Source organism: Nonomuraea sp. NPDC049504 (assembly GCF_040676845.1).
Classification (GTDB): Bacteria; Actinomycetota; Actinomycetes; order Streptosporangiales; family Streptosporangiaceae; genus Nonomuraea; species Nonomuraea salmonea.
The window spans coordinates 140,871-165,237 of sequence record NZ_JBFAPT010000017.1; the positions used below are offsets into that span (position 1 = coordinate 140,871).

Annotated in this window: 24 protein-coding genes; 9 read left to right on the plus strand and 15 right to left on the minus strand. The window is 70.5% G+C overall.

Annotated features, from left to right (window positions below; all coding sequences use genetic code 11):
* Nucleotides 1-168: 168 nt before the first annotated feature.
* From AB0K28_RS30000 to AB0K28_RS30030, 7 genes are all read right to left on the minus strand, one after another.
* Nucleotides 169-1,107, minus strand: a complete 939-nt coding sequence (locus AB0K28_RS30000; protein WP_364376660.1) for an aldo/keto reductase — start codon at nt 1,105-1,107, stop codon at nt 169-171.
* Entirely contained in the window at nt 1,107-2,096 is a 990-nt protein-coding gene (locus AB0K28_RS30005; RefSeq protein WP_364376663.1) for an ABC transporter permease, read from the minus strand. The genes AB0K28_RS30000 and AB0K28_RS30005 overlap by 1 nt, the downstream gene beginning before the upstream one ends.
* Nucleotides 2,093-3,571: a sugar ABC transporter ATP-binding protein gene (locus AB0K28_RS30010; protein ID WP_364376666.1), complete on the minus strand. Its 1,479-nt coding sequence runs from the start codon at nt 3,569-3,571 to the stop codon at nt 2,093-2,095. Before AB0K28_RS30010 ends, AB0K28_RS30005 begins: the two co-directional genes overlap by 4 nt.
* Nucleotides 3,571-4,593 carry a sugar ABC transporter substrate-binding protein gene (locus AB0K28_RS30015; protein WP_345389406.1) on the minus strand — a complete coding sequence of 341 codons (1,023 nt, stop codon included), beginning with the start codon at nt 4,591-4,593 and terminating at the stop codon, nt 3,571-3,573. The genes AB0K28_RS30010 and AB0K28_RS30015 overlap by 1 nt, the downstream gene beginning before the upstream one ends.
* Nucleotides 4,594-4,714: 121 nt before the next feature.
* Nucleotides 4,715-5,455 (minus strand): SDR family oxidoreductase, encoded by a 741-nt coding sequence (locus AB0K28_RS30020; RefSeq protein ID WP_364376669.1) that lies wholly within the window; start codon nt 5,453-5,455, stop codon nt 4,715-4,717.
* Entirely contained in the window at nt 5,452-6,747 is a 1,296-nt protein-coding gene (locus tag AB0K28_RS30025) for an L-fuconate dehydratase (protein ID WP_364376672.1), read from the minus strand. The genes AB0K28_RS30020 and AB0K28_RS30025 overlap by 4 nt, the downstream gene beginning before the upstream one ends.
* Nucleotides 6,744-7,589 (minus strand): fumarylacetoacetate hydrolase family protein, encoded by an 846-nt coding sequence (locus AB0K28_RS30030; protein WP_364376675.1) that lies wholly within the window; start codon nt 7,587-7,589, stop codon nt 6,744-6,746. Before AB0K28_RS30030 ends, AB0K28_RS30025 begins: the two co-directional genes overlap by 4 nt.
* Before the next feature lie 749 nt (nt 7,590-8,338).
* On the opposite strand from AB0K28_RS30030, the gene AB0K28_RS30035 reads away from it, so the two are divergent.
* Nucleotides 8,339-9,523: a cytochrome P450 gene (locus tag AB0K28_RS30035; RefSeq protein WP_364376678.1), complete on the plus strand. Its 1,185-nt coding sequence runs from the start codon at nt 8,339-8,341 to the stop codon at nt 9,521-9,523.
* A 373-nt stretch (nt 9,524-9,896) separates the two neighbouring features.
* Here AB0K28_RS30035 and AB0K28_RS30040 read toward each other — a convergent pair whose 3' ends face one another.
* From AB0K28_RS30040 to AB0K28_RS30055, 4 genes are all read right to left on the minus strand, one after another.
* A complete protein-coding gene (locus tag AB0K28_RS30040) occupies nt 9,897-10,685 on the minus strand; it encodes a DUF559 domain-containing protein (protein ID WP_364376681.1) in 789 nt (262 codons plus the stop codon).
* 563 nt (nt 10,686-11,248) lie between these two features.
* A complete protein-coding gene (locus AB0K28_RS30045; protein ID WP_364376684.1) occupies nt 11,249-11,659 on the minus strand; it encodes a DUF2000 domain-containing protein in 411 nt (136 codons plus the stop codon).
* A 71-nt stretch (nt 11,660-11,730) separates the two neighbouring features.
* On the minus strand, nt 11,731-12,567 hold the full coding sequence (locus AB0K28_RS30050) for an SRPBCC family protein (RefSeq protein ID WP_364376687.1): 837 nt from the start codon (nt 12,565-12,567) through the stop codon (nt 11,731-11,733).
* Nucleotides 12,560-13,138, minus strand: a complete 579-nt coding sequence (locus AB0K28_RS30055) for a helix-turn-helix domain-containing protein (protein ID WP_364376690.1) — start codon at nt 13,136-13,138, stop codon at nt 12,560-12,562. The genes AB0K28_RS30050 and AB0K28_RS30055 overlap by 8 nt, the downstream gene beginning before the upstream one ends.
* 51 nt (nt 13,139-13,189) lie before the next feature.
* Here AB0K28_RS30055 and AB0K28_RS30060 point away from each other — a divergent pair, with 51 nt between their 5' ends.
* Nucleotides 13,190-14,020, plus strand: coding sequence for an AraC family transcriptional regulator (locus tag AB0K28_RS30060; protein ID WP_364376693.1), 831 nt, complete (start codon nt 13,190-13,192; stop codon nt 14,018-14,020).
* A gap of 223 nt (nt 14,021-14,243) precedes the next feature.
* On the opposite strand, the gene AB0K28_RS30065 is transcribed toward AB0K28_RS30060, so the two are convergent.
* Complete coding sequence (locus AB0K28_RS30065) at nt 14,244-15,266, minus strand: GDP-mannose 4,6-dehydratase (RefSeq protein WP_364376696.1); 1,023 nt, start codon at nt 15,264-15,266, stop codon at nt 14,244-14,246.
* Between the two features lie 250 nt (nt 15,267-15,516).
* On the opposite strand from AB0K28_RS30065, the gene AB0K28_RS30070 reads away from it, so the two are divergent.
* The 4 genes from AB0K28_RS30070 to AB0K28_RS30085 all read left to right on the plus strand — a co-directional run bounded on the left by AB0K28_RS30070 (nt 15,517) and on the right by AB0K28_RS30085 (nt 19,653).
* A complete protein-coding gene (locus AB0K28_RS30070) occupies nt 15,517-16,767 on the plus strand; it encodes a glycosyltransferase family 4 protein (protein WP_364376699.1) in 1,251 nt (416 codons plus the stop codon).
* A gap of 3 nt (nt 16,768-16,770) precedes the next feature.
* Entirely contained in the window at nt 16,771-17,481 is a 711-nt protein-coding gene (locus tag AB0K28_RS30075; RefSeq protein WP_364376702.1) for a class I SAM-dependent methyltransferase, read from the plus strand.
* The gene (locus AB0K28_RS30080) at nt 17,478-18,527 is read left to right on the plus strand and encodes a prenyltransferase (protein WP_364376705.1); all 1,050 of its coding nucleotides are present in this window, start codon (nt 17,478-17,480) and stop codon (nt 18,525-18,527) included. The genes AB0K28_RS30075 and AB0K28_RS30080 overlap by 4 nt, the downstream gene beginning before the upstream one ends.
* Nucleotides 18,528-18,672: 145 nt before the next feature.
* Complete coding sequence (locus AB0K28_RS30085) at nt 18,673-19,653, plus strand: DUF1702 family protein (RefSeq protein ID WP_364376708.1); 981 nt, start codon at nt 18,673-18,675, stop codon at nt 19,651-19,653.
* A gap of 4 nt (nt 19,654-19,657) precedes the next feature.
* On the opposite strand, the gene AB0K28_RS30090 is transcribed toward AB0K28_RS30085, so the two are convergent.
* Nucleotides 19,658-20,293, minus strand: coding sequence for a class I SAM-dependent methyltransferase (locus AB0K28_RS30090; RefSeq protein WP_345389445.1), 636 nt, complete (start codon nt 20,291-20,293; stop codon nt 19,658-19,660).
* 79 nt (nt 20,294-20,372) lie between these two features.
* Between AB0K28_RS30090 and AB0K28_RS30095 the strand changes: the two genes are divergently transcribed.
* From AB0K28_RS30095 to AB0K28_RS30105, 3 genes are read left to right on the plus strand one after another with little or no spacing between them, the layout of a single operon-like run.
* A complete protein-coding gene (locus AB0K28_RS30095; RefSeq protein WP_364376711.1) occupies nt 20,373-20,825 on the plus strand; it encodes a pyridoxamine 5'-phosphate oxidase family protein in 453 nt (150 codons plus the stop codon).
* A complete protein-coding gene (locus tag AB0K28_RS30100) occupies nt 20,822-21,013 on the plus strand; it encodes a ferredoxin (RefSeq protein ID WP_345389450.1) in 192 nt (63 codons plus the stop codon). The genes AB0K28_RS30095 and AB0K28_RS30100 overlap by 4 nt, the downstream gene beginning before the upstream one ends.
* A 25-nt stretch (nt 21,014-21,038) precedes the next feature.
* Nucleotides 21,039-22,130, plus strand: a complete 1,092-nt coding sequence (locus AB0K28_RS30105) for a Zn-dependent alcohol dehydrogenase (RefSeq protein WP_364376714.1) — start codon at nt 21,039-21,041, stop codon at nt 22,128-22,130.
* A gap of 71 nt (nt 22,131-22,201) precedes the next feature.
* On the opposite strand, the gene AB0K28_RS30110 is transcribed toward AB0K28_RS30105, so the two are convergent.
* Complete coding sequence (locus tag AB0K28_RS30110; RefSeq protein ID WP_345389456.1) at nt 22,202-23,209, minus strand: sugar phosphate isomerase/epimerase family protein; 1,008 nt, start codon at nt 23,207-23,209, stop codon at nt 22,202-22,204.
* Nucleotides 23,206-24,357 carry a Gfo/Idh/MocA family oxidoreductase gene (locus AB0K28_RS30115; RefSeq protein WP_345389459.1) on the minus strand — a complete coding sequence of 384 codons (1,152 nt, stop codon included), beginning with the start codon at nt 24,355-24,357 and terminating at the stop codon, nt 23,206-23,208. Before AB0K28_RS30115 ends, AB0K28_RS30110 begins: the two co-directional genes overlap by 4 nt.
* Between the last annotated feature and the right edge of the window lie 10 nt (nt 24,358-24,367).

The window sequence follows — 24,367 nt, forward strand, 5'->3', positions numbered from 1 at the left end:
AAGGCCGGAAGGCCGGAAGGCCGGAAGGCCGGAAGGCCGGAAGGCCGGAAGGCCGGAAGGCCGGAAGGCCGGAAGGCCGGAAGGCCGGAAGGCCGGAAGGCCGGGGCGTGCGTGCCCGCCGCCACCCCACCCTTCCCCCTTTTCAGGGGCGAGGCCGGAGGCGAGCCGTCATAGCAGGCCTTCTGCCGCGAGGTCCGTCCACAAGGACTCGGGGACCGGGCGGTCCAGGAGGGTGGTGTTCTCCTGGACCTCCTTGGGGGTGCGGGCACCCACCACGATCGTGGCGACCGCCGGGTGGCGGAGAGGGAAGGCCAGCGCCGCCTGGGGCAGGGTGACGTCGTGGCGTTCGCAGACCGCGGCGATGCGCCGCGCCTTCACCACCAGGTGCTCAGGGGCGGGCAGGTAGTCGAAGGTGCCCGCGGGCTCGTGCGTGGCGAGCAGGCCACTGTTGAAGACGCCGGCGGCCAGCACCGCGACGCCCCGCTCCGCGCACTCCTCCAGGAGGGGCAAACCGGACTGGTCGAGCAGGGTGTAGCGACCGGCCAGCATGACCACGTCGATGTCGGTCTCGCGGACGAACCGCAGCGGCACCTGCCACTGGTTCATGCCGACGCCGACCGCCCGGATCCGCCCCTCGGCACGCAGCTCGGCCAGCGCCGGATAAGCCTCCTTGATCGCCTGCTCGGCGTGGTCGTCGGGGTCGTGGATGAAGGCGATGTCCACGCCGGGCAGGCCGAGGCGGGTGAGGGACTCGGCCAGCGACGTGCGTACGCCATCGCCGGAGAAGTCCCACACCCGTTCCAGGTCGTCGGGCTCGTCGAAGCCCAGCTCCGCGCGCCCGCCCCGCTCGGAAGGGGTGACGGTGACCGGCCGCAGCAGCCTTCCGACCTTCGTGGACAGCAGGTAACCCGACCGGCCGGTCAGCGCCGCGCCGATCCGCCGCTCCGACACGCCGAGCCCGTAGTGGGGCGCGGTGTCGTACAGGCGGATGCCGCTCTGCCAGGCGGCCTCGACGGTGGACCGCGCCTGGTCCTCAGTCACCGCGTCGTAGAGGTTGCCGATGGGCGCGCCACCGAAGCCGACGCGGGGCAGGTCGATCCGGTCCATCAATCTTGTGCCTTTCCGCCGGCGATCCTGCTGATCATGAGGGCGACGAGGATGATCGAGCCGTAGATGACCGGCTGCCAGAAGCCTGACACCCCGATGAGGGTGAGGATGTTCTGCACGAGGCCGATCACCAGCACGCCGGTGAGCGCGCCGAGGATGGTGCCCTTGCCGCCGTCCATGCTGACACCGCCGATGACGGCCGCGGCGAACACCATGAAGATCCAGCCGACGCCCTGCTGGTTGCCGATGGCGCCGAGGCGGCCGGTCTCCAGCACGCCGGCCAGCGCGGCGAGCGTGCCCCCCAGGATGAACACGCCGTACAGGACCCGGTCGACCCGGATGCCGGCGGCGCGGGCGGCGTCGAGGTTGCCGCCGATCGCGTAGAGCGCGCGGCCGAGCCGCAGGTAGCCGAGGCCGAAGATACCGGCCGCGAACAGCGCGCCGGCGATCCAGATGGCGGCGGGCAGGCCCAGCCACATGGCGCTGCCCAGGTAGAGGATCGAGTCGGGGAGCTCGAACAGCGTCTTGCCCTCGGTCGGCCCCTGAAGCAGCCCGTGCACGATGATCAGCATGGCCAGCGTGACGATGAACGCCGACAGCTGGAACCGTACGATCAGAAAGCCGTTGAACGCGCCGATCGCGGCTCCGACGAGCAGCGCCAGCGGGATCACCAGCACCCCGGGCAGGCCGATGCCGAAGCCGCCCGCCGACACCGGGATGACCAGCATCACCGCGATCGCCGGCGCGGTGCCGACCGTCGACTCCAGCGACAGGTCGAACTTGCCGGCGATCAGGATCATCGCCTCGGCCAGCACCAGCAGCGAGATCGCGGCCTGCTGCTGGAGCACGTTCGTCAGGTTGCCCGCCGTCAGGAAGGTCGGGTCGAGGAACGCGCCGACGACGAGCAGAAGCACGATCACCGGGACGAGCGTCAGATCGCGGAACTTGGCCAGCCGCACCCGGGGGGCGGGAGCCGTCAAAGCAGTCACTCTTCTATGCCTTCCATCACGGCCACGAGCTCGTGGTCACTCCAGCCACGCGGCACCTCCTTGACGACCCTGCCGTGGAACATCACCAGCACCCGATCGCAGATCCGCAGGTCATCGAGCTCGTCGGAGACCACCACGGCCCCCGCGCCGCGCTCGACGGCGTCCTCGACGGCGCCGAGCAGGGCCTGCTTGGCCTTGACGTCGACGCCGGCGGTCGGGTTGATCACCACCAGCACGGCCGGGTCGTCCACCAGCGCCCGCGCGAACACCACCTTCTGCGCGTTGCCTCCTGACAGGTCGCCCACCGGCTGGTCGGGCCCCTCGGTCTTGATGTCGAGGGAGCCGATCAACCGCTCGGCCTCGGCGCGGCGCCGCGCGGGCGAGACCGTGCCGAAGCGGCCGAGCTTGCGGGCGATCGGGAACGTGGCGTTCTCGCCCACCGACAGCAGCGGGACGAAGCCCTCGTGGTGGCGGTCCTCCGGGACGAACCCGAGCCCGGCCCGCATCGCGGCGGGCACGTCGCCCGCCCTGACCTGGGTGCCGTTGACGGTGACCGTGCCGGCGTCCGCTCTGCGCAGCCCGACCAGCGTCTCCGCCAGGCCGACCTTGCCGCTGCTCGCCGATCCGGCCAGGCCGACGACCTCGCCCGACCTGACCGCGAGATCGACGCCGGTGTAGCGGCCGGCCAGCGACAGCCCGGCGCCCTCCAGCACGACCCGCTCGGCCGGCGTGTGCTGGCGGGCCTCGTACGCCGCCGTCGCCTCGCCGGTCATCGCGGCCACCAGCTCGTCGTGCGGCAGCCCCGCGACCGGCCTGGTCAGGACGTGCCGGGCGTCGCGGAACACCGTGACGCTCTGGCAGATCTCGTAGACCTCGTCGAGGTGGTGGGAGATGTACATCATGGTCACGCCCTGCTCGCGCAGCGAGCGCATGCGCGCGAACAGGCGCTCGATCGCCGGGCCGTCGAGCCGCGCGGTCGGCTCGTCCAGGATGATGAACCGGGCGCCGAACGACAGCGCGCGGGCGATCTCCACGAGCTGGCGCTGCTCGACGCTCAGGTCGCCGGCCAGCGCCTGCGCGTCGACGTCCACCTCGTACGTGTCCAGCAGCTCCCTGGCCCTGGCCCGCAGCGCCCGCCAGTTGATCGTGCGCCCTTCCGACTGGCGGTTGAGGAACAGGTTCTCGGCCACCGTCAGCGCCGGGATGATCGTGGACTTCTGGTAGACGCACGCCACCCGCCGCCGCCAGGCGTCCCGGTCGCCGAGCGCGGGGGCGGGCTCGCCCGAGAAGCGCACCTCGCCCTCGTCCGGCCGTTGCAGCCCGGTCAGGATCGACACCAGCGTGGACTTGCCGGCGCCGTTCCTGCCGACCAGCGCGTGCGTCTCACCCTCGGCGATCGTGATGCCGGCGCCGTCGAGCGCGGTCGTCGGGCCGAAGCGTTTGACCACGTTCCTGGCTTCGACGTGGGTGCTCATCACTTGACCTGGTTGCCCCAGAGGGCCTGGTCGTCCACGTTCTCCTTCGTCACGAGCGGCGCGGGGAGCTGGTCCTCCAAGCCGTTCGGCAGCTCTATGATCGTGCTGTCGTGGTCGGTCGGGCCGGGCTTGAACGTCTTGCCCTCGGCCGCGGCCTTGGCGTAGAAGAGGGCGTACTTGGCGTACAGGTCGGCCGGCTGCGAGACCGTCGCGTCGATGTCGCCCTTGCGGATCGCCTCGAACTCCTGCGGGATCCCGTCGTTGGAGATCACGAAGATGTGCTTGGGGTCGTCGGTGGGGAGCAGCAGGCCCTTCTGCTTGAGCACCTGCAGCGTCGGCGCCAGGTGCACGCCGCCCGCGTGCATGTAGATGCCCTTGATGTCGGGGTTCTGCTCCAGGCGGGTCTGCAGCATCGACGCCGCCTTCGTGCCCTCCCACTCGGTCGGCTCACTGAACACCGTGATGCCGGGGAACTTGCTCTTCATGCAGTCGAGGAACGCCTCCGACCTGTCGCGGCCGTTGATCGAGCCGAGCGAGCCCTGGAGCTGCACCACCTTGCCCTTGCCGCCGAGCTTCTCGCCGAGGAACTCGCACGCCTTGGTGCCGTACGCGCGGTTGTCGGCGCGGACGACCATGTAGACGTTGCCCTTGTCGGGGCGGGTGTCCACGGTGACGACCGGGATCTTCTTGTTCTCCAGCTGCTGCAGCGTGGTGGCGACGGCGCCGGTGTCCTGCGGGGCCATGACGATGACCTTGGCGCCCTGGCCGACCAGCGCCTGCACGTTGTTGACCAGCTTGGCCACGTCGTTCTGCGAGTTCGTGGCCGGCATGAGGTCCACCTTGAGCTCGCCGGCCATCTGCGGGACGTACTTGATGTAGGAGTTCCAGAAGTCGGAGTCGGCGCGGGGATGGTCGATGCCGACCTTCCCGCCGCCGCCTCCTTCCGCCGTCGTGCCGCCTGAACCGCACGCGGTCACGACCGCCAGCATGGCCGCTGCCGCGACCGCCCGTCCGAACTTCATGGGGGGTACCTTCCTTAGTTGCCTGGCCCTCTGGTCGGAGGGCCGTCGGCCGGCGGCCTGCGGGGCCGCCGGCCATCGGTCGGCGCATTTACGGCCGTGCCGCCCTTCTGGCGGCGGCTGTTCAGTTGGCGGGGCGCAGTCGCAGGCCCTGCATGCCGCCGTCCACCGCGAGCGCGGTGCCCGTGGTCGAGGCGGACTCGGGGCTCGCGAGGTAGGCGATCGCCGCGGCGACCTCCTCTGCGGTGACCAGGCGGCCCATCGGCTGCCTGGCGTTGAGCGCCGCGCGTTCGGCCTCGGGGTCCTCGGCCGCGTCCAGCAGCCTGCCCACCCACGGGGTGTCGGCGGTGCCCGGATTGACGCAGTTGACCCTGATGCCCTCGCGGATGTGGTCGGCGGCCATGGCGAGCGTCAGCGACAGCACCGCGCCCTTGGTGGCGCTGTAGAGGGCCCGCTGGGGCAGCCCCGCGGTGGCCGCGACCGAGCAGGTGTTGACGATCGCGGCATGCTCCGACCTGCGCAGGTACGGCAGCGCCGCCCGCGCGACCCGGACCATGCCGAGGACGTTCACGTCGAACACCCGATGCCACTCGCTGTCCGGGTTGTCCTCGATCGTGCCCTGGGCGCCGATGCCGGCGTTGTTGACCAGCACGTCGATGCCGCCCAGCCGCTCGGCCGCCTCCGCCACCGCGGCGCGTACCGCGGCGTCATCGGTGACGTCGGCCTTGATGCCGATGAACGGCTCACCCGGCGGATTGAGGTCGAGGCAGGCGACCCGCATGCCGCGCACCGCCAGCGCCGACGCCGCCGCCAGGCCGATCCCCGAGCCGCCGCCGGTCACGACCGCCTTCAGCGCGTCACTCATGCGTCCCTCCAGACCTCGCCGCCGGGGAAGGTGTGGGCGGCGATCGACTCCTCGCGCAGCTCCGCGCTGAAGCCGGGGCGCGACGGGGCCGCGTATCTGCCGTCCTTGATGACCACCGGGTCGACGAAGTGCTCGTGGAGGTGGTCGACGTACTCGATGACGCGGCCGTCCATCGTGCCGGTCACCGCCACGTAGTCGAACATCGACAGGTGCTGCACCAGCTCGCACAGCCCCACGCCGCCCGCGTGCGGGCACACCGGCACCCCGAACTTGGCCGCCAGCAGCACGATCGCGAGGTTCTCGTTCAGCCCGCCCACCCTGGCGGCGTCGATCTGCACGTACGACAGCGCCTCGGCCTGCAGCAACTGCTTGAAGACGATGCGGTTCTGGACGTGCTCGCCGGTCGCCACCGGGATCGGCGCGATGCCCCGCGCGATCGCCGCGTGCCCCAGCACGTCGTCGGGGCTCGTCGGCTCCTCGACCCAGTGCGGCTCGAACTCGCGCAGCGCGTTCACCCACTCGATGGCCGAGCCGACGTCCCAGCGCTGGTTGGCGTCGATGGCGATCGGGAAGCCGGCGCCGCACACCTCCCTGGCCACCCTGAAGCGCCGCCTGTCGTCCTCCAGGTCCGCGCCCACCTTGAGCTTGATCTGGCCGAAGCCCTGCTCAAGCGCCTCCTTGCAGAGCCGGCGCAGCTTCTCGTCGTCGTAGCCGAGCCAGCCCGGCGACGTCGTGTACGCCGGATAGCCGGTCTCCTGCAGCCGCGCGACGCGCTCCGCCTTGCCGCCCTCTGCCGCGCGCAGGATCTCCAAGGCGTCGTCCCTGGTCAGCGCGTCGCTCAGGTAGCGGAAGTCGATCAGCTCGACGATCTCCTCCGGCGACATGTCCGCGAGCAGCCGCCAGAGCGGCTTGCCGGCCCGCTTCGCCTTCAGGTCCCACAGCGCGTTGACCACGGCGGAGATCGCCATGTGCATGACGCCCTTCTCCGGGCCCAGCCAGCGCAGCTGCGAGTCGTTGACCAGCTCCTTGTAGAGCGCGCCGAGGTCCTCGACGTCCTTGCCGATCACGTACGGCCGCAGCGCGCCGATCGCCGCCGTCTGCACGTCGTTGCCCCGGCCGATGGTGAACGCGAACCCGTGCCCCTCGTACCCGTCGTCCGTCTTGAGCACGACGTACGCGGCGGAGTAGTCGGGGTCGGGGTTCATCGCGTCGGAGCCGTCGAGCTCGCGGGACGTCGGGAAACGCACGTCGTGCGTCTCCATGCCCACGATCCGGTACGTCGAGGTCGTCATGCCTGCCCCACCGTCTGCCGCTGCCGGCCGAGGCCCTCGATCTCCAGCTCCATCACGTCACCCGCGCGCAGGTACGGCTGGCCCGGCATGCCCATGGCGACGCCGGCCGGGGTGCCCGTGTTGATCACGTCTCCCGGCTCCAGCACCATGAACTGGCTCAGGTACCGGACGACCTCCGCCACGTCGAAGATCATGTTCTTGGTGTCGCCGTCCTGGCGCAGCTCGCCGTTCACCCACAGGCGCATCGCCAGGTTCTGCGGGTCGCCCACTTCGTCGGCCGTCACCAGCCAGGGGCCCAGCGGGTTGAACGTCTCGCACGACTTGCCCTTGTCCCACTGGCCGCCGCGCTCAAGCTGGAACTCCCGCTCGGAGACGTCGTTCGAGATCGCGTACCCGGCGACGACCTCCAGCGCCTCCTCCCGGCTGCCGAGGTAGCGGGCCTCCCGCCCGATCACGATCGCCAGCTCCACCTCCCAGTCGGTCTTCACGCTGCCGCGGGGCACGAGCACCTCGTCGTACGGGCCGACCATGGTGTTGCTCGCCTTCATGAACACCACCGGCTCCGCCGGCACCGCCGCGCCCGACTCGGCGGCGTGGTCGCTGAAGTTCAGCCCGATGCATACGATCTTTCCCGGCCGCGCGATCGGTGCCCCGACCCTCAGCCCTTCGGCCTCCACGACGGGCAGGTCGCCCCGCTCCAGCGCCTCTCTGACCCGCGCCACTCCCCCGGAGGCGAGAAAAGCCCCGTCGATCTCGGGTACGCCAATGTCACGCAGGTTGCCGGCGTCGTCCATGACCACCGGCCGCTCCTGGCCGACAGGTCCTACTCGCAGCAGCTTCACACCGCATCCTTCACCTATACATCGGATGTCTCGCCTCACGATGCTCGTGCGGCAAAGTGCAACGTGTCAAGAGGCGCAGTGTCGTCCGATGTTTCCCAGCGAGCTTTGGACCGATACCTGAGAGGCAGTTGAGGCGCCACACATTCCGACAAACCACCCACTCCCTCCGACCCCGACCACCAGGCACCAGGCACGGGGCACGGGGCACGGGGCACGGGGCGCTGAGCACGGGCACGGGGCGCGGGGCGCGGGGCACGGCGGGGCGCGGGGCGCGGGGCGCGGGGCGCGGGGCACCGGGTACCGGCCACTGGGCGCTGGGCACTGGGCACCGGGCACCGGGCACCGGGCACTAGGCACTAGGCACCGGCGACCCACACACCGGCAACCCGCGACCCGCGACCGAGCATCAGCCGAGCCACCTACCTGAACCCAGGCCCCCAGGCCCCCAGCCCCGCCCCCGCCCCCGCCCCCGCCCTCGCCCTCGCCCTCGCCCAAGGAACATCCGGATATAACCGAAACGCCACCCGATATACCCCTTTCGCCTTTCCTTCCCGCCATCACATTCACCCCCTACCAAGCCCGCCACCAGCACCAGCGGGAGCACAGCGAAAGCCCATCGGAAGCGCACCGGGAGCACATCCGGAGCCATCCCCACTCCTCCTTGACGGGCGTACAGTGGCGTAATAGAACACGTTTCAAGTACGGTGTCGATTACCCAACCAAGCGCTTGACCTACGAGGTGACCCCGCGTGCACATCGACCTGGTCGACAGGGACCTATACGCGACCGCTGGACCGCCCCACGCCCAGCTCGCCTGGCTGCGCGCGAACTCCCCGGTCCACTGGCACGAGGGCGACCCGGGTTTCTGGGCCGTCACCCGCTACGACGACGTCGTCCACGTGTCGCGCCACTCCGAGCTCTTCTCCTCCCACCGCAGGCTCGCCCTCTTCGACGAGCTGGAGGAGGACCAGATCGCGCTGCAGCGCCTCATGATGCTCAACCAGGACCCGCCCGAGCACACACGACGGCGCGCCCTGGTGAACCGGGGCTTCACCCCGCGCACGATCGGCGCCCTCGAGCAGCACATCCGCGACATCTGCGACGACCTCCTCGACAAGGTCACGGGCGAGGTCGACTTCGTCACCGAGGTCGCCGCACCCCTCCCCCTGTACGTGATCTGCGAACTCCTCGGGGCCCCCGTCGAAGACCGCGACAAGCTCTTCAACTGGTCGAACCGCATGATCGGCGCCCAGGACCCCGACTTCGCCGACACTCCGGAAAAGGGCTCGGGCGCGGCCATGGAGGTGTACGCGTACGCCAACCAGCTGGCCGCCCAGCGCAAGGCCAACCCCAGGAACGACATCGTCACCCGGCTCCTCCAGCCCAACGAGAACGGCGAGACGCTCGCCGAGGATGAGTTCGACCTGTTCGTCCTCCTGCTGGTGGTGGCCGGCAACGAGACCACGCGGAACGCGGCCTCAGGCGGCATGCTCGCCTTCTTCGAGCACCCCGACCAGTGGGACCGGCTGGTCGCCGACCCCGCGCTGGCGAAGACGGCGGCCGACGAGATCGTCCGCTGGGTCTCCCCCGTGAACCTCTTCCGCCGCACCTCGACCGCCGACCAGGTGCTCGGGGGCCAGGAGATCAAGGCGGACGACAAGGTCGTCGTCTTCTACGCCTCCGCCAACCGCGACACCTCCGTCTTCCAGGACGGCGACGTCTTCGACATCGGCCGCGACCCGAACCCGCACATCGGCTTCGGCGGCGGCGGCGCCCACTTCTGCCTCGGCAACCACCTCGCCAAACTGGAACTCCGCATCCTCTTCGAGCAGTTGGCCCGCCGCCACCCCCACATCCACCAGTCAGGCGCCCCCCGCCGCCTCCGCTCGAACTTCATCAACGGCCTCAAAGAACTGCCCGTGACCATCGGCTAGTGGACGATCGGCAGCCCTTCGGCGAACCGTCACTCGCTCAACCCTGGAGCCAGAACACCGGGCAAGGGGCCCTCGAACAAGCAACCTGCGGCTCGACGACCTGCCGACGGACGACCCTCAAGTGGCCGCCCGCGCGCGGGCGGCCTACGCGCGGGCGGTCCACGCGCGGGCGGTCCACGCGCAGGCGGTCCACGCGCGGGCGACCCCCAGGCGGGCGGCCTGAGCGTGGACGACCCACCGGTGAGGACTCGCAGGTATGTGGCCGATGCGTGGAAGACCCACAAGCGAGGGAACCACCATGCACGGATCGTCGGCTAGCCGAACTGTGGACCGGGGGCGTCGGCTATGGGATCCGTCGGTGGGTGGCGCTGGGTCAGCGGTAGCGGGGTTTGCGGCGGGCGGCGCGGATTCGGGAGAGGATGCGGGTCGTTCCTTGGGGGCCGGGTTGCCAGCCTTGTTCGATCAACGTGTTGGCCACCTGGTGGAGGAGGTCGGCTATTTGGGCGGGGATGACGTCTCGGCGGACGGCTATCACTCGCCAGCCCTGGCGGCGCAACTCCTCTCGCCGGTCCGTGTCGTGTTGCTGGTCGGCGGGTGAGGTGTGGTGTTCGCGGCCGTCGTACTCCACGGCGACCTTGTACTCCTCCCAGCCGAGGTCGAGGTAGGCGGAGCGGTCTTCGCTCAGTTGCACCTTGATCTGGGTGGTCGGCCTGGGGAGGCCGCCGTCCACGAGGATCACCCGTAGCCAGCTTTCCCTGGGTGAGGCGGCTCCTCTGTCGGCGAGGCTGAGGGTGTCGCGCAGGCGCCAGGAGTTGAGGGGGCGGTGCCACAGGGCTTCCAGGTCCACGCCTCGGCGGGCGAACCGGTCGAGGATGGCGACCGCTTCCGTGCGGGGTAGCCAGCGGGCGCAGTCGAGGGCCGTGCGTTCCATAGTGGTGAGGCGGACGCCTTTGTGGCCGGTGATGTCTTCTTGCGGGAGTGGGATCAGGTAGGTCACGCAGCCGGGGATCGCCAGGTGGGTGGGGGCTATCACCTCGACGGGCCACTCGTGGTCGGGAGTGGCCGTGATCTGGAGGCCCCAGATGTGGGCGGCTGTCTGACCGCAGGCGACGGCGTGCGGGACGGCCATGGTGATGGTGCGGGCCCGCTCGATCAGTGGCACGAAGGCGGGTGTCCGTCCTGAGAGTGAACGTGGCCGGCCCGAGAGCTCTTCTGATCGATCCGCTGGCTCCTCAGGTCGACCCGCTGGCTCCTCAGGTCGATCCGCTGGTGCCGCCGCTCGCCTCGTGAGTGCTTCTGGTCGGTTCGCGAAGGTCCTTGGTCGCCCCATGGGTGCCTGCGGTCGCCCAACAGCAAGTGGCTGTTCTGGGGGCGCGAGTGGTCGTGCCGCAGGCGGTAGGGGTTGAAGTGTCTTGGTTGGTTGTGGGCGGCGGGTGGTGGGCTGGGGTGTGTGGGTGGTGGGCTGGGGTGTGTGGGTGGTGGGGCGGGTCATGGGTTGAGGATGGCGGCTCGGGGCCGTGGAACCAGGGCCGAATGCGGTTCTGTGGATGAGGGGGGTCATCCACAGGACCGCATTCGGTTCGGAGGTCCTGCCGCCGGGAGCGGCTGCTCCCTACGACCAGCCCCTGCGCCACCCTGCGACCAGCCCCTGCGCCGCCCTGCGACCAGCACCTGCGCCCTCTGCGGCCGGTCCCTGCGGCCGCTCTACTGGCGGCCTTTCTCCCGTCAGGGGTGGAGGGTGAGGCCCTTCAGGGATTTGTCCATCGGGGTTTTGGGGCCGTACAGGGCTAGTCCGACCAGGTTGAGGTCCCCGGCCAGGTACGCGCGTACGGCGGCCCGGTTGTCCTCGTCGTTGCCCGTCTTGAACATGTCCTCCGTGTAGACGGCCACGCCCAACCCCCGTCCCACGGCCTTCTCTCGGACCTTGCGCAGCGTGGCGAGGTCCGCCTGGTAGATGACCACAGGCTGGCGGAACATCGGCAGGTACGTGTTCCCCGACCCGTCCTCGTAATCGTCCCCCATCGCCTCCGGCCGCCCACCGGCGATGGCGCTGGCGAGGAAGGCGGTGACGTTCAAGCGTTGCCAGGCGGCGAGGTCCGAGCGGACGACGATGCCGATTTTGGTGTCGAAACGCATGGCCAGCAGCATTCCGGGCCGATAAGGCGGTGTCTTGAACGCTCGTGCGCCAGCCCAGAGACCCGGCACAACTACGCGGTGATGATCGGCTGCCAGCCCGGGATCTCGTGGTAGCGGCGCAGCTCCGCCAGCCCCGACACGAACCCGCCCCACGCGGCGTACGGCGGCCGCGACTCGTCGAAGCCGCTCTGCACCAGCGTCAGCCGCGTCCTACCGCCGGATCCCTCCAGCTCCCACGAGCCCACACCGTTCTCGCCCCAGCCGACGGAGAGCTTGCGGTCCGGCTCCAGCTCCAGGATCCGCGCGGGCTCGGGGTCGTTGTCGAAGCCGCCCATGGCGAACCGCCCGCCGACCTGCGGCTCGATCTCGATGGGGAAGCCGAACCACTTGGAGACCGCCTCGGACGAGGTGAGCGACTCGAAGACCCGCTCGGGCGAGGCCGCGATCTCGACGGTGGTGCGCATCTCCGCCGAGGTGAAGTCGATCTTGTCGGTGAGCGGGCGGCCTTCGAGGTGCTCGGCGAGGTTGGTGAGCACCAGGCACCAGTACGTCTGCAGCACGCCCCTGATGCTCTTGCCGGTGATGACGTCCTGGAAGTCGAAGTGCGTCTGCGACAGCGTCACCACGGTGTGCTCGCCGTCGGCCTCCCAGGTCAGCTCGGTCGTCGTCTCCTCGCCGTCGAGCAGCCAGGCGAAGCGCAGCGTACGCTCGTCGGCGTGCAGCAGCCGCTGGTGCGGCGCGTCGCCCTCGGGCGTCGTACGCCCCCAGAAGCAGAAGCGCCCCTCGGCGAGGTTCACGTCCACGTGCTCGGCCAGCCACCCGCGCAGCGCCTCGGGATCGGTGAGCGCGCTGCGCACCTCCTCGACGCCGGCGGGGATCCGGGCACGCACGATCAACGGCTCAGACATCGTCTCGTTCTCCTTCTGGCTGGGGTGCGGCATGGGGGTAGCAGGCGATGGCCAGCTTGAAGGCGTCGCCTTCGTCCCCGCCGTATCGGGTGAAAAGGTCCTGCAGCAGGGTCTGCAGCTCGTTCAGGAACTCCTGCCGTCGCTCAGGGCGCACGTGGATCTCGCCGGACAGCCCGATGGACGGCAGCTCGGGGGCGCTGCGGTCGAGCGCCGCGATGTCGGCCTGCACCTCCTCCATGAGGTCGAGCAGGTAGCCGAGGCTCAGCTCGTCGCGGGCCTTGCGCAGCCCGATGCGGCCGACGAGGCGGGGCGACAGCCAGTACGACCGCGCGCCCGCCTGGTAGATGCCCTCGTGGACGCCGCGCACCTTGCGCTCGGCCACCTGGTCCACCAGGCCCGCCTCGACCAGCCGCTTGACGTGGTAGTAGACCCGCTGCGGCGTCTGGCCGAGTCGTTCCGCCACCTCTGAGCAGGTGCGGGGCTCGGCCAGCTGCCGCAGCACCTCCACGCGCTGCGGCTTGAGCAGGGCCTCTGCCTGCTCGATCTCTTCCAAGTACAGGACGTCTCTCATCGCAAAAGGAATCCTTTACGTAAAAACTCTCTTTGTCAATAGAGTGGAAGGGTGACGCACGACTGGTCCCGCTACTGGAGGTCGCCCGACCGGCCGCTCGAGGCCATGCACGCCCACTTCGAGCGGCACGTCTACCACCGGCACAGCCACGAGACCTACTCCTTCGGGGTCACGGAGCACGGGGCACAGGCGTTCACGTGCCGGGGGGCGGCGCACACGAGCGCGGCCGGCATGGTCATGGCCTTCAACCCCGAGGACCCGCACGACGGGCACGCCGCGAACGCGCTCGGCTTCACGTACCGGATGGTGCACATCGGGCCCGCCCTGGTCACGGACGCGCTGGAGGACGCCACCGGCCGCCGCGCGGGCCTGCCGCTGTTCGCCAGCCCCGTGGTGGACGATCCGGCGCTCGCGGGCGCGCTGCGCGCCCTGCACGCCGCGCTCCTCGACGACCGCGCGACCGCCCTGCGCCGTGACGAGCTGCTCACCGCCACGGTCGCGGCCATCGTACGTCGCGCCGCGGCCTCCCCCGTGGCAACTGCCCGCGTAAGCACCGGCGCCATGGCCGCCCGCGCCAGGAGCGTCCTGCACGACCGCCTGACCGACGACCTCACCATCGACGACCTCGCCACGTCGGCGGGCGCCAGCCGGTACGCCGTCTACCGCGCCTTCCACGCCGCCTACGGCATGGCACCCAGCGACTACCAGCGCCAGCTCAGGCTGAGGAGGGCCCGCGACCTGATCGCCACCGGCACGCCCATCGCGGGGGCGGCCGCCGCGTCCGGCTTCGCCGACCAGAGCCACCTGACCCGCTGGTTCACCCGCTACTTCGGCCTGACCCCGGGGGCCTACCGGGCAGCGATCACCCACCGAGCGCCGTAAGAGGCGAGGCGCGGTGAGGAGCCAGGAACGACAGGAGAGGGAGAGGTCATAAGGGGGAAGGGGGGAACGCCGCCGGGCGGCCGGACCAGACAGGGCGGCGCCGGGGGCCGCCCCCGGATCAGGGCCAGGAGCTGTCGTGGCGAGGGCTGCCGCCATGACCAAGGCCAGGGGGCGCCGCAGCGGCCGGACCGACGGGGCGGCGCCGGAGGGGTCGCCGGCCTGGTCAGGGCCAGGAGCTGTCGTCGTGGGGGTCGCCGCCGTCCCTCAGCAGGTGCAGATCAGCCTCGACCATCATGGCGACCAGTTCGTCGAACGACACCTTGGGCTCCCAGCCGAGCTGGGCCCGTGCCTTCTTCGGGTCGGCGCAGAGGAGGTCGACCTCGGCGGGGCGGTGCAGGGTCTGGTCGGTGACGACGTACTGCTCCCAGTCCAGGCCGGCCGCGCTGAACGCGGCCTCCACCAGCTCCCTGACCGACTTCATCCGGCCGGTGCCGATGACGTAGTCCTCGGGGGTGGCGGCCCGCAGCATCAGGTGCATGGCCTTGACGTAGTCGCCGGCGAAGCCCCAGTCGCGGCGCGCCTCCAGGTTCCCGAGGCGCAGCTCGTTCGCCAGCCCGAGCTTGATCCGGGCGACGCCGAGCGAGACCTTCCTGGTGACGAACTCGGCCCCGCGCCGCGGCGACTCGTGGTTGAACAGGATGCCGGAGACGGCGAACATCCCGTACGACTCGCGGTAGTTCTGGGTGAGGAAGTGGCCGTACGCCTTGGCGACGCCGTACGGGGAGCGCGGGTGGAAGGCGGTGCGCTCGTTCTGCGGGGTCTCGCTGACCTGCCCGAACATCTCAGAGGACGAAGCCTGATAAAAGCGGATCTGTCCGGACGCCGACCCGCCCCGCGACACCCCGGAACACACCCGGATCGCTTCGAGCATCCGCAGGACGCCCATCCCGGTCACCTCGGCCGTGAGCTCCGCCTGCTCCCACGACATCGGCACGAACGAGATCGCACCCAGGTTGTAGACCTCATCGGGCTGAACGCGTTCCACCGCCGAGATCAGCGACCCCTGATCGAGCAGATCACCCCGCACCACCTGGACGTCGGCGAGCAGCTTGCGCATCCGCGACACGCGCGGGTTCGCCTGCCCGCGGGCCAGCCCCCACACCTCGTACCCCTGCTCCAGGAGGTGCTCCGCCAAGTAGGAACCATCCTGGCCGGTGATGCCGGTGATCAGCGCGCGCCTGGCCAAGGGGTCCTCCAACGATCGCCTGCCCCATCCCTTAGGGACGGAATGTACCGCCAAGCACCTCTTTGAGGTACCGAGCCGCCTAGAACACGTTCCACCGAACCACGCTCGGTCACGGCAACGTCGCAGTTCGCACGACCTGTGAGCCCGGTTGTGAACAATTCCAGCCGACCTACCGAATGGTAGCCTTTTCGGACTAAGGTCATCTTTCACGGTACACGCCCGACTCAGGGCCCTACCGGCGGAGAAAGGGGTGTCCGTGCGGGAGCCAAAGCTGCGGATCGCGCTTCTGTCCTACCGCAGCAAACCCACCTGCGGTGGTCAGGGTGTCTACCTCCGTCATCTGAGCCGGGAGCTCGTGGCGCTCGGGCACCACGTCGAGGTCTTCTCCGGCCAGCCGTACCCCGAGCTGGACGAGGGCGTCATCCTGCGGGAGGTGCCGAGCCTCGACCTCTACCGCGACGAGGACCCGTTCCGGACCCCCAAGCTGCACGAATACCGCGACTGGATCGACTGGCTGGAAGTCGGCACGATGTGGACGGCCGGCTTCCCCGAGCCGCTGACGTTCACCCTGCGGGCCTACCGCAAGCTGAAGAAGCGCGTCGGCGACTTCGACGTGGTGCAGGACAACCAGACGCTCGGCTACGGCCTGCTCGGCATCCAGCGCCTGTTCCCCGTGGTCGGGACCATCCACCACCCGATCAGCGTGGACCGCCGCATCGAGCTGGAGGCCGCAGAGGGCGCCAAGAAGCTGAGCCTGCGCCGCTGGTACGGCTTCGTGAAGATGCAGTCCCGCGTCGCGCCCAGGCTCAGCCCCATCCTCACCGTCAGCGAGTCGTCGCTGGCCGACATCCACCGCGACTTCAACGTCCCCCAGGCCAACATGCGGCTGATCCCCCTCGGCGTGGACACCCGCTACTTCCACCCCCGGCCGGACAAGCCCCGCCGCAAGGGCTCGATCGTGGCCGTGGCCAGCGCGGACTCCCCCATGAAGGGCGTCGCGACGCTGCTGCGCGCGGTGGCCAAGCTCGCCACCGAGCGCGACGTGAACCTCACCGTCGTCAGCAAGCCCACCCCCGGCGGTCCCACCGAGCAGCTCGTCCAGGAGCTGTCGCTGCAGGACCGGGTGCGCTTCGTGCACGGCATCTCCGACGACGAGCTGGGCGAGCTGATCGCCACCTCGGAGATCTCCGTCGTGCCCTCCCTGTACGAGGGCTTCTCCCTGCCGGCCGTCGAGCACATGGCCTGCGCCACGCCGCTGGTCGCCAGCCGAACGGGCGCGCTGCCCGAGGTGGTCGGCGACGCCGCCGTGCAGGTGCCGCCGGGCGACGCCGAGGAACTGGCCGCGGTGCTGCGCCGGCTGCACGACTCCCCCGAGGAGCGCGAGCGCGTGGGCAAGGCGGGATACGACCGCGTCATGGAGCGCTACACCTGGCACGTCGTGGCCAAGCGGACCGTCGAGGCGTACCACGAGGCCATCGACAACCACAAGAGGAGAGGCTGAGCAGTGCTGACCGTGGACTTCGCCCGGCTTCCCGTGGGCCCCGGCGTGCGCGTACTCGACCTGGGCTGCGGCGGCGGCAGGCACGCGTTCGAGGTGCTCCGCAGGGGCGCCGACGTGACCGCGTTCGACATGGACCAGGCGGAGCTGGACGGCGTCGCGGCCATGTTCACGGCGATGGACAAGGCGGGCGAGGTGCCGGACGGCGCCACCGGCGAGATCGTCCAGGGCACGGCGCTGGACATGCCGTTCGAGGACGGCAGCTTCGACCGGGTGATCGCGGCCGAGGTGCTGGAGCACATCCCCGACGACATGACGGCCATGCGGGAGATCTTCCGCGTGCTGCGCTCCGGCGGCACGGCGGCGGTCACGGTGCCGAGCTTCCTGCCCGAGCGGATCTGCTGGGCGCTGGACGAGGCGTACCACACGGCGCCCGGCGGCCATGTGCGCATCTACACGCTGGCGGAGCTGTCGGCGAAGCTGAAGTCGGTCGGGTTCGAGATCGGCCCGCGCCACCACGCCCACGGCCTGCACGCGCCCTACTGGTGGATCAAGTGCGCGGTCGGCGTGAACAACGACGACCATCCCCTCGCCAAGGCCTACCACCAGCTGCTGGTATGGGACATCATGAAGCGCCCGGCCGCGACCAGGATCGCCGAGAGCCTGCTCAACCCGGTCATCGGCAAGAGCGTGGTCCTCTACATCAGGAAGCCATGATCTCCCGCGCGCAGGTCGTGCGGACGGCCGAGAGCATCGCCGCGATCCAGCAGGACGACGGCGGCGTTCCGTGGCCCGAGGGCCACGTCGACGCGTGGAACCACGTCGAGTGCCTGATGGCGATGTCCGTGGCGGGCCTGCGCGAGCCGGTACGCCGCGGCTACGCCTGGCTGGCCCGCCACCAGCGCCCCGACGGCTCCTGGCCGATGACGCTCATGGACGGCGTCGCGGCCGAGCGGGGCGGCGAGAGCAACCACGCCGCCTACGTCGCCGTGGGCCTGTGGCACCACCACCTCGTCACCGGCGACCAGGGCTTCACCGAGGAGCACTGGCCGATGGTCAAGGCGGCACTCGACTACGTGGCGGGACTGCAGACCGAGCGCGGCGAGATCGTCTGGGAGCGCGACGCCGAGGGCAGGGCCGCCTCGTACGCGCTGTTGACCGGCTGCTCCTCCATCCACCAGGGGCTGCGCTGCGCCGTACGGCTGGCCGAGCACCTGGGCGACCCGCAGCCGCACTGGGAGCTGGCCGCCGGCCGCCTGGCGCACGTGGTGGCGGCGCACCCTGAGGCGTTCGCCGACAAGAGCCGCTTCTCGATGGACTGGTACTACCCGGTGCTGGGCGGCGCCGTACGCGGGCGGCAGGCGCTGGAGCTGCTGGAGCGCGAGTGGGCCACGTTCGTGGTGCCGGGGCTCGGCATCCGGTGCGTCTCCGACCAGCCGTGGGTCACCGGTGCCGAGACGTGCGAGCTGGTGCTGGCGCTCGACGCGCTGGGCGACGGCGAGCGGGCCGGCGCGCTCTTCGCCGACATCCAGCACCTGCGGCACGAGGACGGCTCGTACTGGACCGGCTGGCAGTTCGCCAACCGCAGGCACTTCCCGCACGAGCGCTCCGGTTACACCGCCGCGGCGGCGGTGCTGGCGGCCGACGCCCTGCTCGGGCTGTCGCCGGGCGCCGGGATCTTCCGCGACGTGGACGGGACCGCGGTGTCGGATCCCGAGGTGTGCGGATGCGCCGCCGTACGCGGGGCCGAAGAAGGCCGCTGACCGGGGCACAAGCGCTTTTGCCGGTTCTTTGCCGGGGAAATCCGGTGCGCCGCCGCCGAACGCCGCAATGGGGTTACTAGCTTCGTGTCTGGCCGTACGAGGCGTCTTCGGGGGAAGCGTGGGCGACACGGGCACAACTTCGTTCTTGGACCAGGTCGGGACCGAGCCGACAACCCTGCCGGCACTCTCGCGCCCGAAGGGGCTGCTGAGATGGCTGGCGAAGGATCCGCTGGAGTCCGATCTGAGCCGGCGCAGGTTCCGGCTCAGGGGCGGCGCTCCCCGTACGGTCTTCGGCAAGGCCGAGCAGTCGTACGTCTTCGGCTTCAACGCGGCGATCTCCCGCGAGGTCGAGAAGGTCGAGGAGATCCCGCAGGAGCAGCGGCCCTTCGGCTACGAGGGAGCCGCCGCCGCGTGCACCGTGCTCGACCTGCTCACATTGACTCGGGGCCGGCGCCTTCACGAGCTACTGGCCGGCCCCGCCCAGCATCACCGCCACGCCGCGTACGTCGGCGCCGGGCGCGGCTACGCACTGCTGCGGCTGCGCCCGGTGTGGGGCGCGCGGCGGGCGCACCCGCTGCTGCGCTGGCTGGCCGTGGACGGGTTCGGCTTCCAGTGGGGCCTGTCCAGGACCGACCGCATGGTGGGCGAGCGCACGATGCCCGACCTGCTGACCAGGGCGCACTGCGCGGTGTTCGACCAGGGGCTCGGGCGGCTGCTGTGGTATCACGACTGCGCCTCGCCCGACGACGTGGCGGCGCGCGTCGCGAGCTACCCGCCCTCGCGCCGGGCCGACCTGTGGAGCGGGGTCGGGTTCGCGGCGACGTACACCGGCGGCGCCGAGGCCGACGAGCTGTGGTGGCTGACCGAGCACGCGGGGGGCGACGGGTTCCGTGCGTACCTGGCGCAGGGCTGCGCGTTCGCGGTGAGCGCGCGGCTGCGCTCGGGGCTGCTGCCGGACCATCTGGCGCAGGCCGTGCCGATCCTGGCGGGCGCCGAGCCCGACGAGGCGGCCGCGTGGACGGACGAGGCGCTCATCGCGCTCGGCCACGAGGCGCACACCCACGAGGACTTCCAGAAGTGGCAGTCGCGGATCCGCGGCGCCTGGACCCGCCGCCACCGCTACTGAGCGCTCAGACGCCGGGTGCGACGCGCTCCAGCACGCGCAGCGACCCGGTCACCGACACCTCTTTGAACGCGCCGGAGGCCAGGGCACGCAGGTAGACCCGGTAGGGGGCCTGGCCGCCGTCGGCCGGGTCGGGGTAGATGTCGTGGAAGACGAGCGCGCCGCCCTCCATGACGTGGGGCGCCCAGCCCTCGTAGTCGCGGGTGACCGGCTCGTCGGAGTGGCCGCCGTCGATGAACAGCAGGCCGAGCGGGGTGCTCCAGAGCCGGGCCACCTGCTCGGAGCGCCCGACGACGGCGATCACCTCGTCCTCGAGCCCGGCCGCGGCGATCGTGGCGCGGAAGACCGGCAGTGAGTCCATCTTGCCGAAGCGCGGGTCGACCAGGCTCGGGTCGTGGTGCTCCCAGCCGGGCTGGATCTCCTCGGAGCCGCGGTGGTGATCGACGGTGACGACGACGGAGCCGGTCTGCCGGGCCGCCGCGCCGAGGTAGACGGCCGACTTGCCGCAGTAGGTGCCGATCTCGCCGATGGGGCCGAGCGGACCGTAGTGGCGGGCCGCCTCATAGAGGGCCAGGCCCTCGTCGTCGGGCATGAATCCCTTGGCCTCGCGGGCCGCGCGCAGCAGCTCTGGCGGCATCGTCATAGCCTCTGACCCTAGCCGAACCGAACAACATTCCGCCGGGCTCTTGCCGGGCCGTTCTGGAACCTGTTCTACTTGGCACGTGAATCAGCGCGCTCGCATCGCGATGCCGGACGACGACGTCACCGCGTTCGTCGAGAACTCCGGCAAACTGCAGCTGGCCACCATCAATCCTGACGGAACACCACACCTGGTCACCATGTTCTACGGCCTCGACGAGGGCCGCATCGCGTTCTGGACGTACGCCAAGTCCCAGAAGGCCAGGAACCTCGCCCGCGACCCCCGCGTGAGCTGCCTCGTCGAGGCCGGCGAGAGCTACGACGAGCTGCGCGGCGTGCTCGTCTACGGCACCGCCGCGCTCGTGGACGACCGCGAGCACGTCATGGCCATCGGGCTCAAGGTCGCCCGCCGCACGACGCCGGGCGTGGCCGACGAGCTGCTGCTCCCGTACGTGGAGAAGACCGGGCTCAAGCGGGTTGCGTACGTCGTCGAGAGCACCAAAGTGGTCTCATGGGATCACAGGAGGCTCAGATGAAGGTGAAGGTCGACGAGCTGGTCTGCGAGGCCAACGCCGTGTGCATGGGGCTCGCGCCCGAGGTGTTCGAGGTGGACGACGACGACCAGCTCCACATTTTGCTCCCCGAACCGCCCCCCGAGTTGCAGGACCGCGTCCGCCACGCGGTCAGGTCCTGCCCGAAAGCCGCCCTGTCCATCGAGGACTAGCCCCCCAGGCACGAGGAGGAACCTCATGCGCGCCGCGATCCTGCACGCCGTAGGCACCGACAGCAAGCTCGACCTCCGCGACGACGTCACCCTGGCCCCCGTCGGGCCGACCGATGTGCGCGTCAGGATCCGGGCCACCGGCGTGTGCCACTCGGACCTGTCGGCCATGTCCGGCGTGCTGCCGCAACCGGTGCCGCTCATCCCTGGCCACGAGGGCGCGGGCGAGGTGGTCGAGGTGGGCGAGCACGTCAGCACCGTCGAACCGGGCGACCACGTGATCATCAGCTGGCGCCCGGCGTGCGGCGAGTGCGACCTGTGCGTGGGCGGGCAGCCGTACCTGTGCATGAAGTACGTGATCGAGTCCTTCAGCAAGGGCAACTTCCGCTTCGGCGGCGACGGGGCGACGGCGTTCGGCATGGCCGGCTGCGGCACCTGGGCGGAGGAGGTGATCGTGCCCTGGCAGGGCGCGATCAAGATCGACGAGGACGTGCCGTGGGAGGCGGCGGCGCTGATCGGCTGCGGCATCACGACCGGCGTCGGCGCCGCGATCAACACCGCGAAGGTGCGGCCGGGCTCGACGGTCGTGGTGATCGGCTGCGGCGGCGTCGGCCTGTCGGTCATCCAGGGCGCCCGCGTCTCCGGCGCCAGGACGATCCTGGCGGTGGACCCGCTGGTGTCCAAGCACGAGCTGGCCAGGAAGGTCGGCGCCACCCACACCGCCACCCCCGAGCAGGTGCCGGAGTCGCTCAGCGAGCTCACCGGCGGCGCGGGCTTCGACTACGGCTTCGAGGTGGTCGGCAAGTCCGCCACCATCCAGAGCGCGTGGCAGCTCACCCGCGCGGGCGGCGACGTGATCGTGGTCGGGGCGGGCGCGATGGACGACATGGTGTCGATCTCGGCGTTCAGCCTGCTGTTCGACGGCAAGAACCTGCTGTCCAGCCTGTACGGCGAGGCCGACGTGCGGCACGACTTCCCGTACTTCGCCAAGCTCTACAAGGCCGGCCTGCTCGACCTCGAGTCGATGATCAGCTCTCGCATCCGGCTCGGCGACCTCAACGAGGCAGTCGAGGCGCTGCGCGGCGGCGAGGTGCTGCGGCAGATCGTCATCATGGACTGACACCCCACGACATACGCCGGCCGGCGCCCCCCGGAGGAAGGGAGGCGCCGGCCGGTTCGGTCCCCCGCCGCTCAGGTGGTGGAGAAGGCGGCGTCGAAGGCCGTGGTGGGCGGGGTGATGGCGTTGAGCGTGCGGATGTAGCCCAGCGCCTCCTTGGCCCCGTCGAGCCGGTCCATGCCGGCGTCCTCCCACTCGACCGAGATCGGCCCCTCGTAGCCGATCGCGTTGAGCGCGCGGAAGCAGTCCTCCCACGGCACGTCGCCGCGGCCGGTCGAGACGAAGTCCCAGCCCCTGCGCATGTCGGCCCACGGCAGGTGCGACGACAGGCGGCCCTTGCGGCCGTCGCCGACGCGGAGCCGGGTGTCCTTGCAGTCGACGTGGTAGATGCGGTCCTTGAAGTCGAGGATGAACCCGACCGGGTCGATGTCCTGCCACACCATGTGCGAGGGGTCCCAGTTGAGGCCGAACGCCGGCCGGTGGCCGATGGCCTCGAGGGTGCGCACGGTGGTGTGGTAGTCGTAGGCGATCTCGCTCGGGTGCACCTCATGGGCGAAGCGCACCCCGACCTCGTCGAAGACGTCGAGGATCGGGTTCCAGCGGTCGGCGAAGTCCTGGTAGCCCGCGTCCACCATCGAGGCGGGCACCGGCGGGAACATCGCGACCGTGTGCCAGATCGACGAGCCGGTGAAGCCCACCACGGTGTCCACGCCGAGCGCCGCCGCGGCGCGCGCGGTGTTCTTCAGCTCCTCCGCCGCCGCCTGGCGCACCGACTCGGGGTCGCCGTTGCCCCAGATGCGGGCCGGCAGGATCGCCTTGTGCCGCTCGTCGATCGGGTGGTCGCAGACGGCCTGGCCGACCAGGTGGTTGGAGATCGTCCACACCTTCAGGCCGTGCTTGTCGAGCTGGGCCCGCTTCTGCTCCACGTACGAGGGGTCGGACACCGCCTGCGCCACGTCGAAGTGGTCGCCCGAGCAGGCGATCTCCAGGCCGTCGTAGCCCCACTCGGCCGCCAGCCTGCACACCTCCTCGAAGGGCAGGTCGGCCCACTGTCCGGTGAACAGCGTGACTGGTCTCATCAATCCTCCACGTTCGTGTAGCGGCTGCCGTCAGCCGCGCTGCGCTCGACCGCCTCCAGCACCCGCTGCACCCGTAGCCCGTCGGCGAACGAGGGCGTCGGGTCGGCGCCGGTGGCGACCGCCTCCAGGAAGTCCCTGACCTCGTGGGTGAAAGTGTGCTCGTAGCCGAGGCCGTGGCCGGGCGGCCACCAGGCGCCGACGTACGGGTGGTCGGGCTCGGTGACCAGGATGCGCTCGAACCCGCCGCCGCCGGCGCTGAACCACAGCTCGTTCATCGACTCGAAGTCGAACGCGAGGCTGCCGAGCGAGCCGTTGATCTCGATGCGCATCGCGTTCTTGCGCCCGTTGGCGAAGCGGGTGGCCTCGAAGGAGGCCAGCGCGCCGCCGGACATCCGCCCGATGAACAGGGCGGCGTCGTCCACCGTGACCTCGCCCCTGGCCGACGAGCCGGTGGCGCCGAGCCCGGCCGACTCGGTGGCGAGCGGACGCTCCTTGATGAACGTCTCCGTCAGCGCGGAGACGCCCACGAGGTTCTGGCCGGTGATGAACTGGGCGGCGTCCACGATGTGGGCGCCGATGTCGCCCAGCGCGCCCGAGCCGGCCTTGTCCTTCTGCAACCGCCAGACCAGCGGGAACTCCGGGTCGACGATCCAGTCCTGCAGATAGACCGCGCGGACGTGCCGGATCTCGCCGATGCGTCCTTCCTCGACGTACCGGCGGGCGAGCGCGACCGCGGGCACCCGCCGATAGTTGAAGGCCACCATGCTCTTGCCCGGCGCCGTGGCGGCCGCCGCCGCCATGGCCTCGGCCTCGGCGACGGTGTTGGCCAGCGGCTTCTCGCAGATCACGTGCTTGCCTGCGGCCAGCGCGGCGATGGCGATCTCGGCGTGCGAGTCGCCAGGCGTGCAGATGTCCACGATCTGCACGTCGTCACGCTTGATGACCTCTCTCCAGTCGGTCTCGGCGTCGGCCCAGCCGAGCTGCGCCGCGGCCGCCGCGGTACGTTCCTTCGACCGGCCCGCGAGCACCGCCATGCGCGGCGCCAGCGGCAGGTCGAAGAACGCTCCGACACTGCGCCAGGCCTGGGAGTGGACACGGCCCATGAAGGCGTAGCCGATCATGCCCACGCCGATGGTGGTTCTGTCTGACATGCAACCCCCG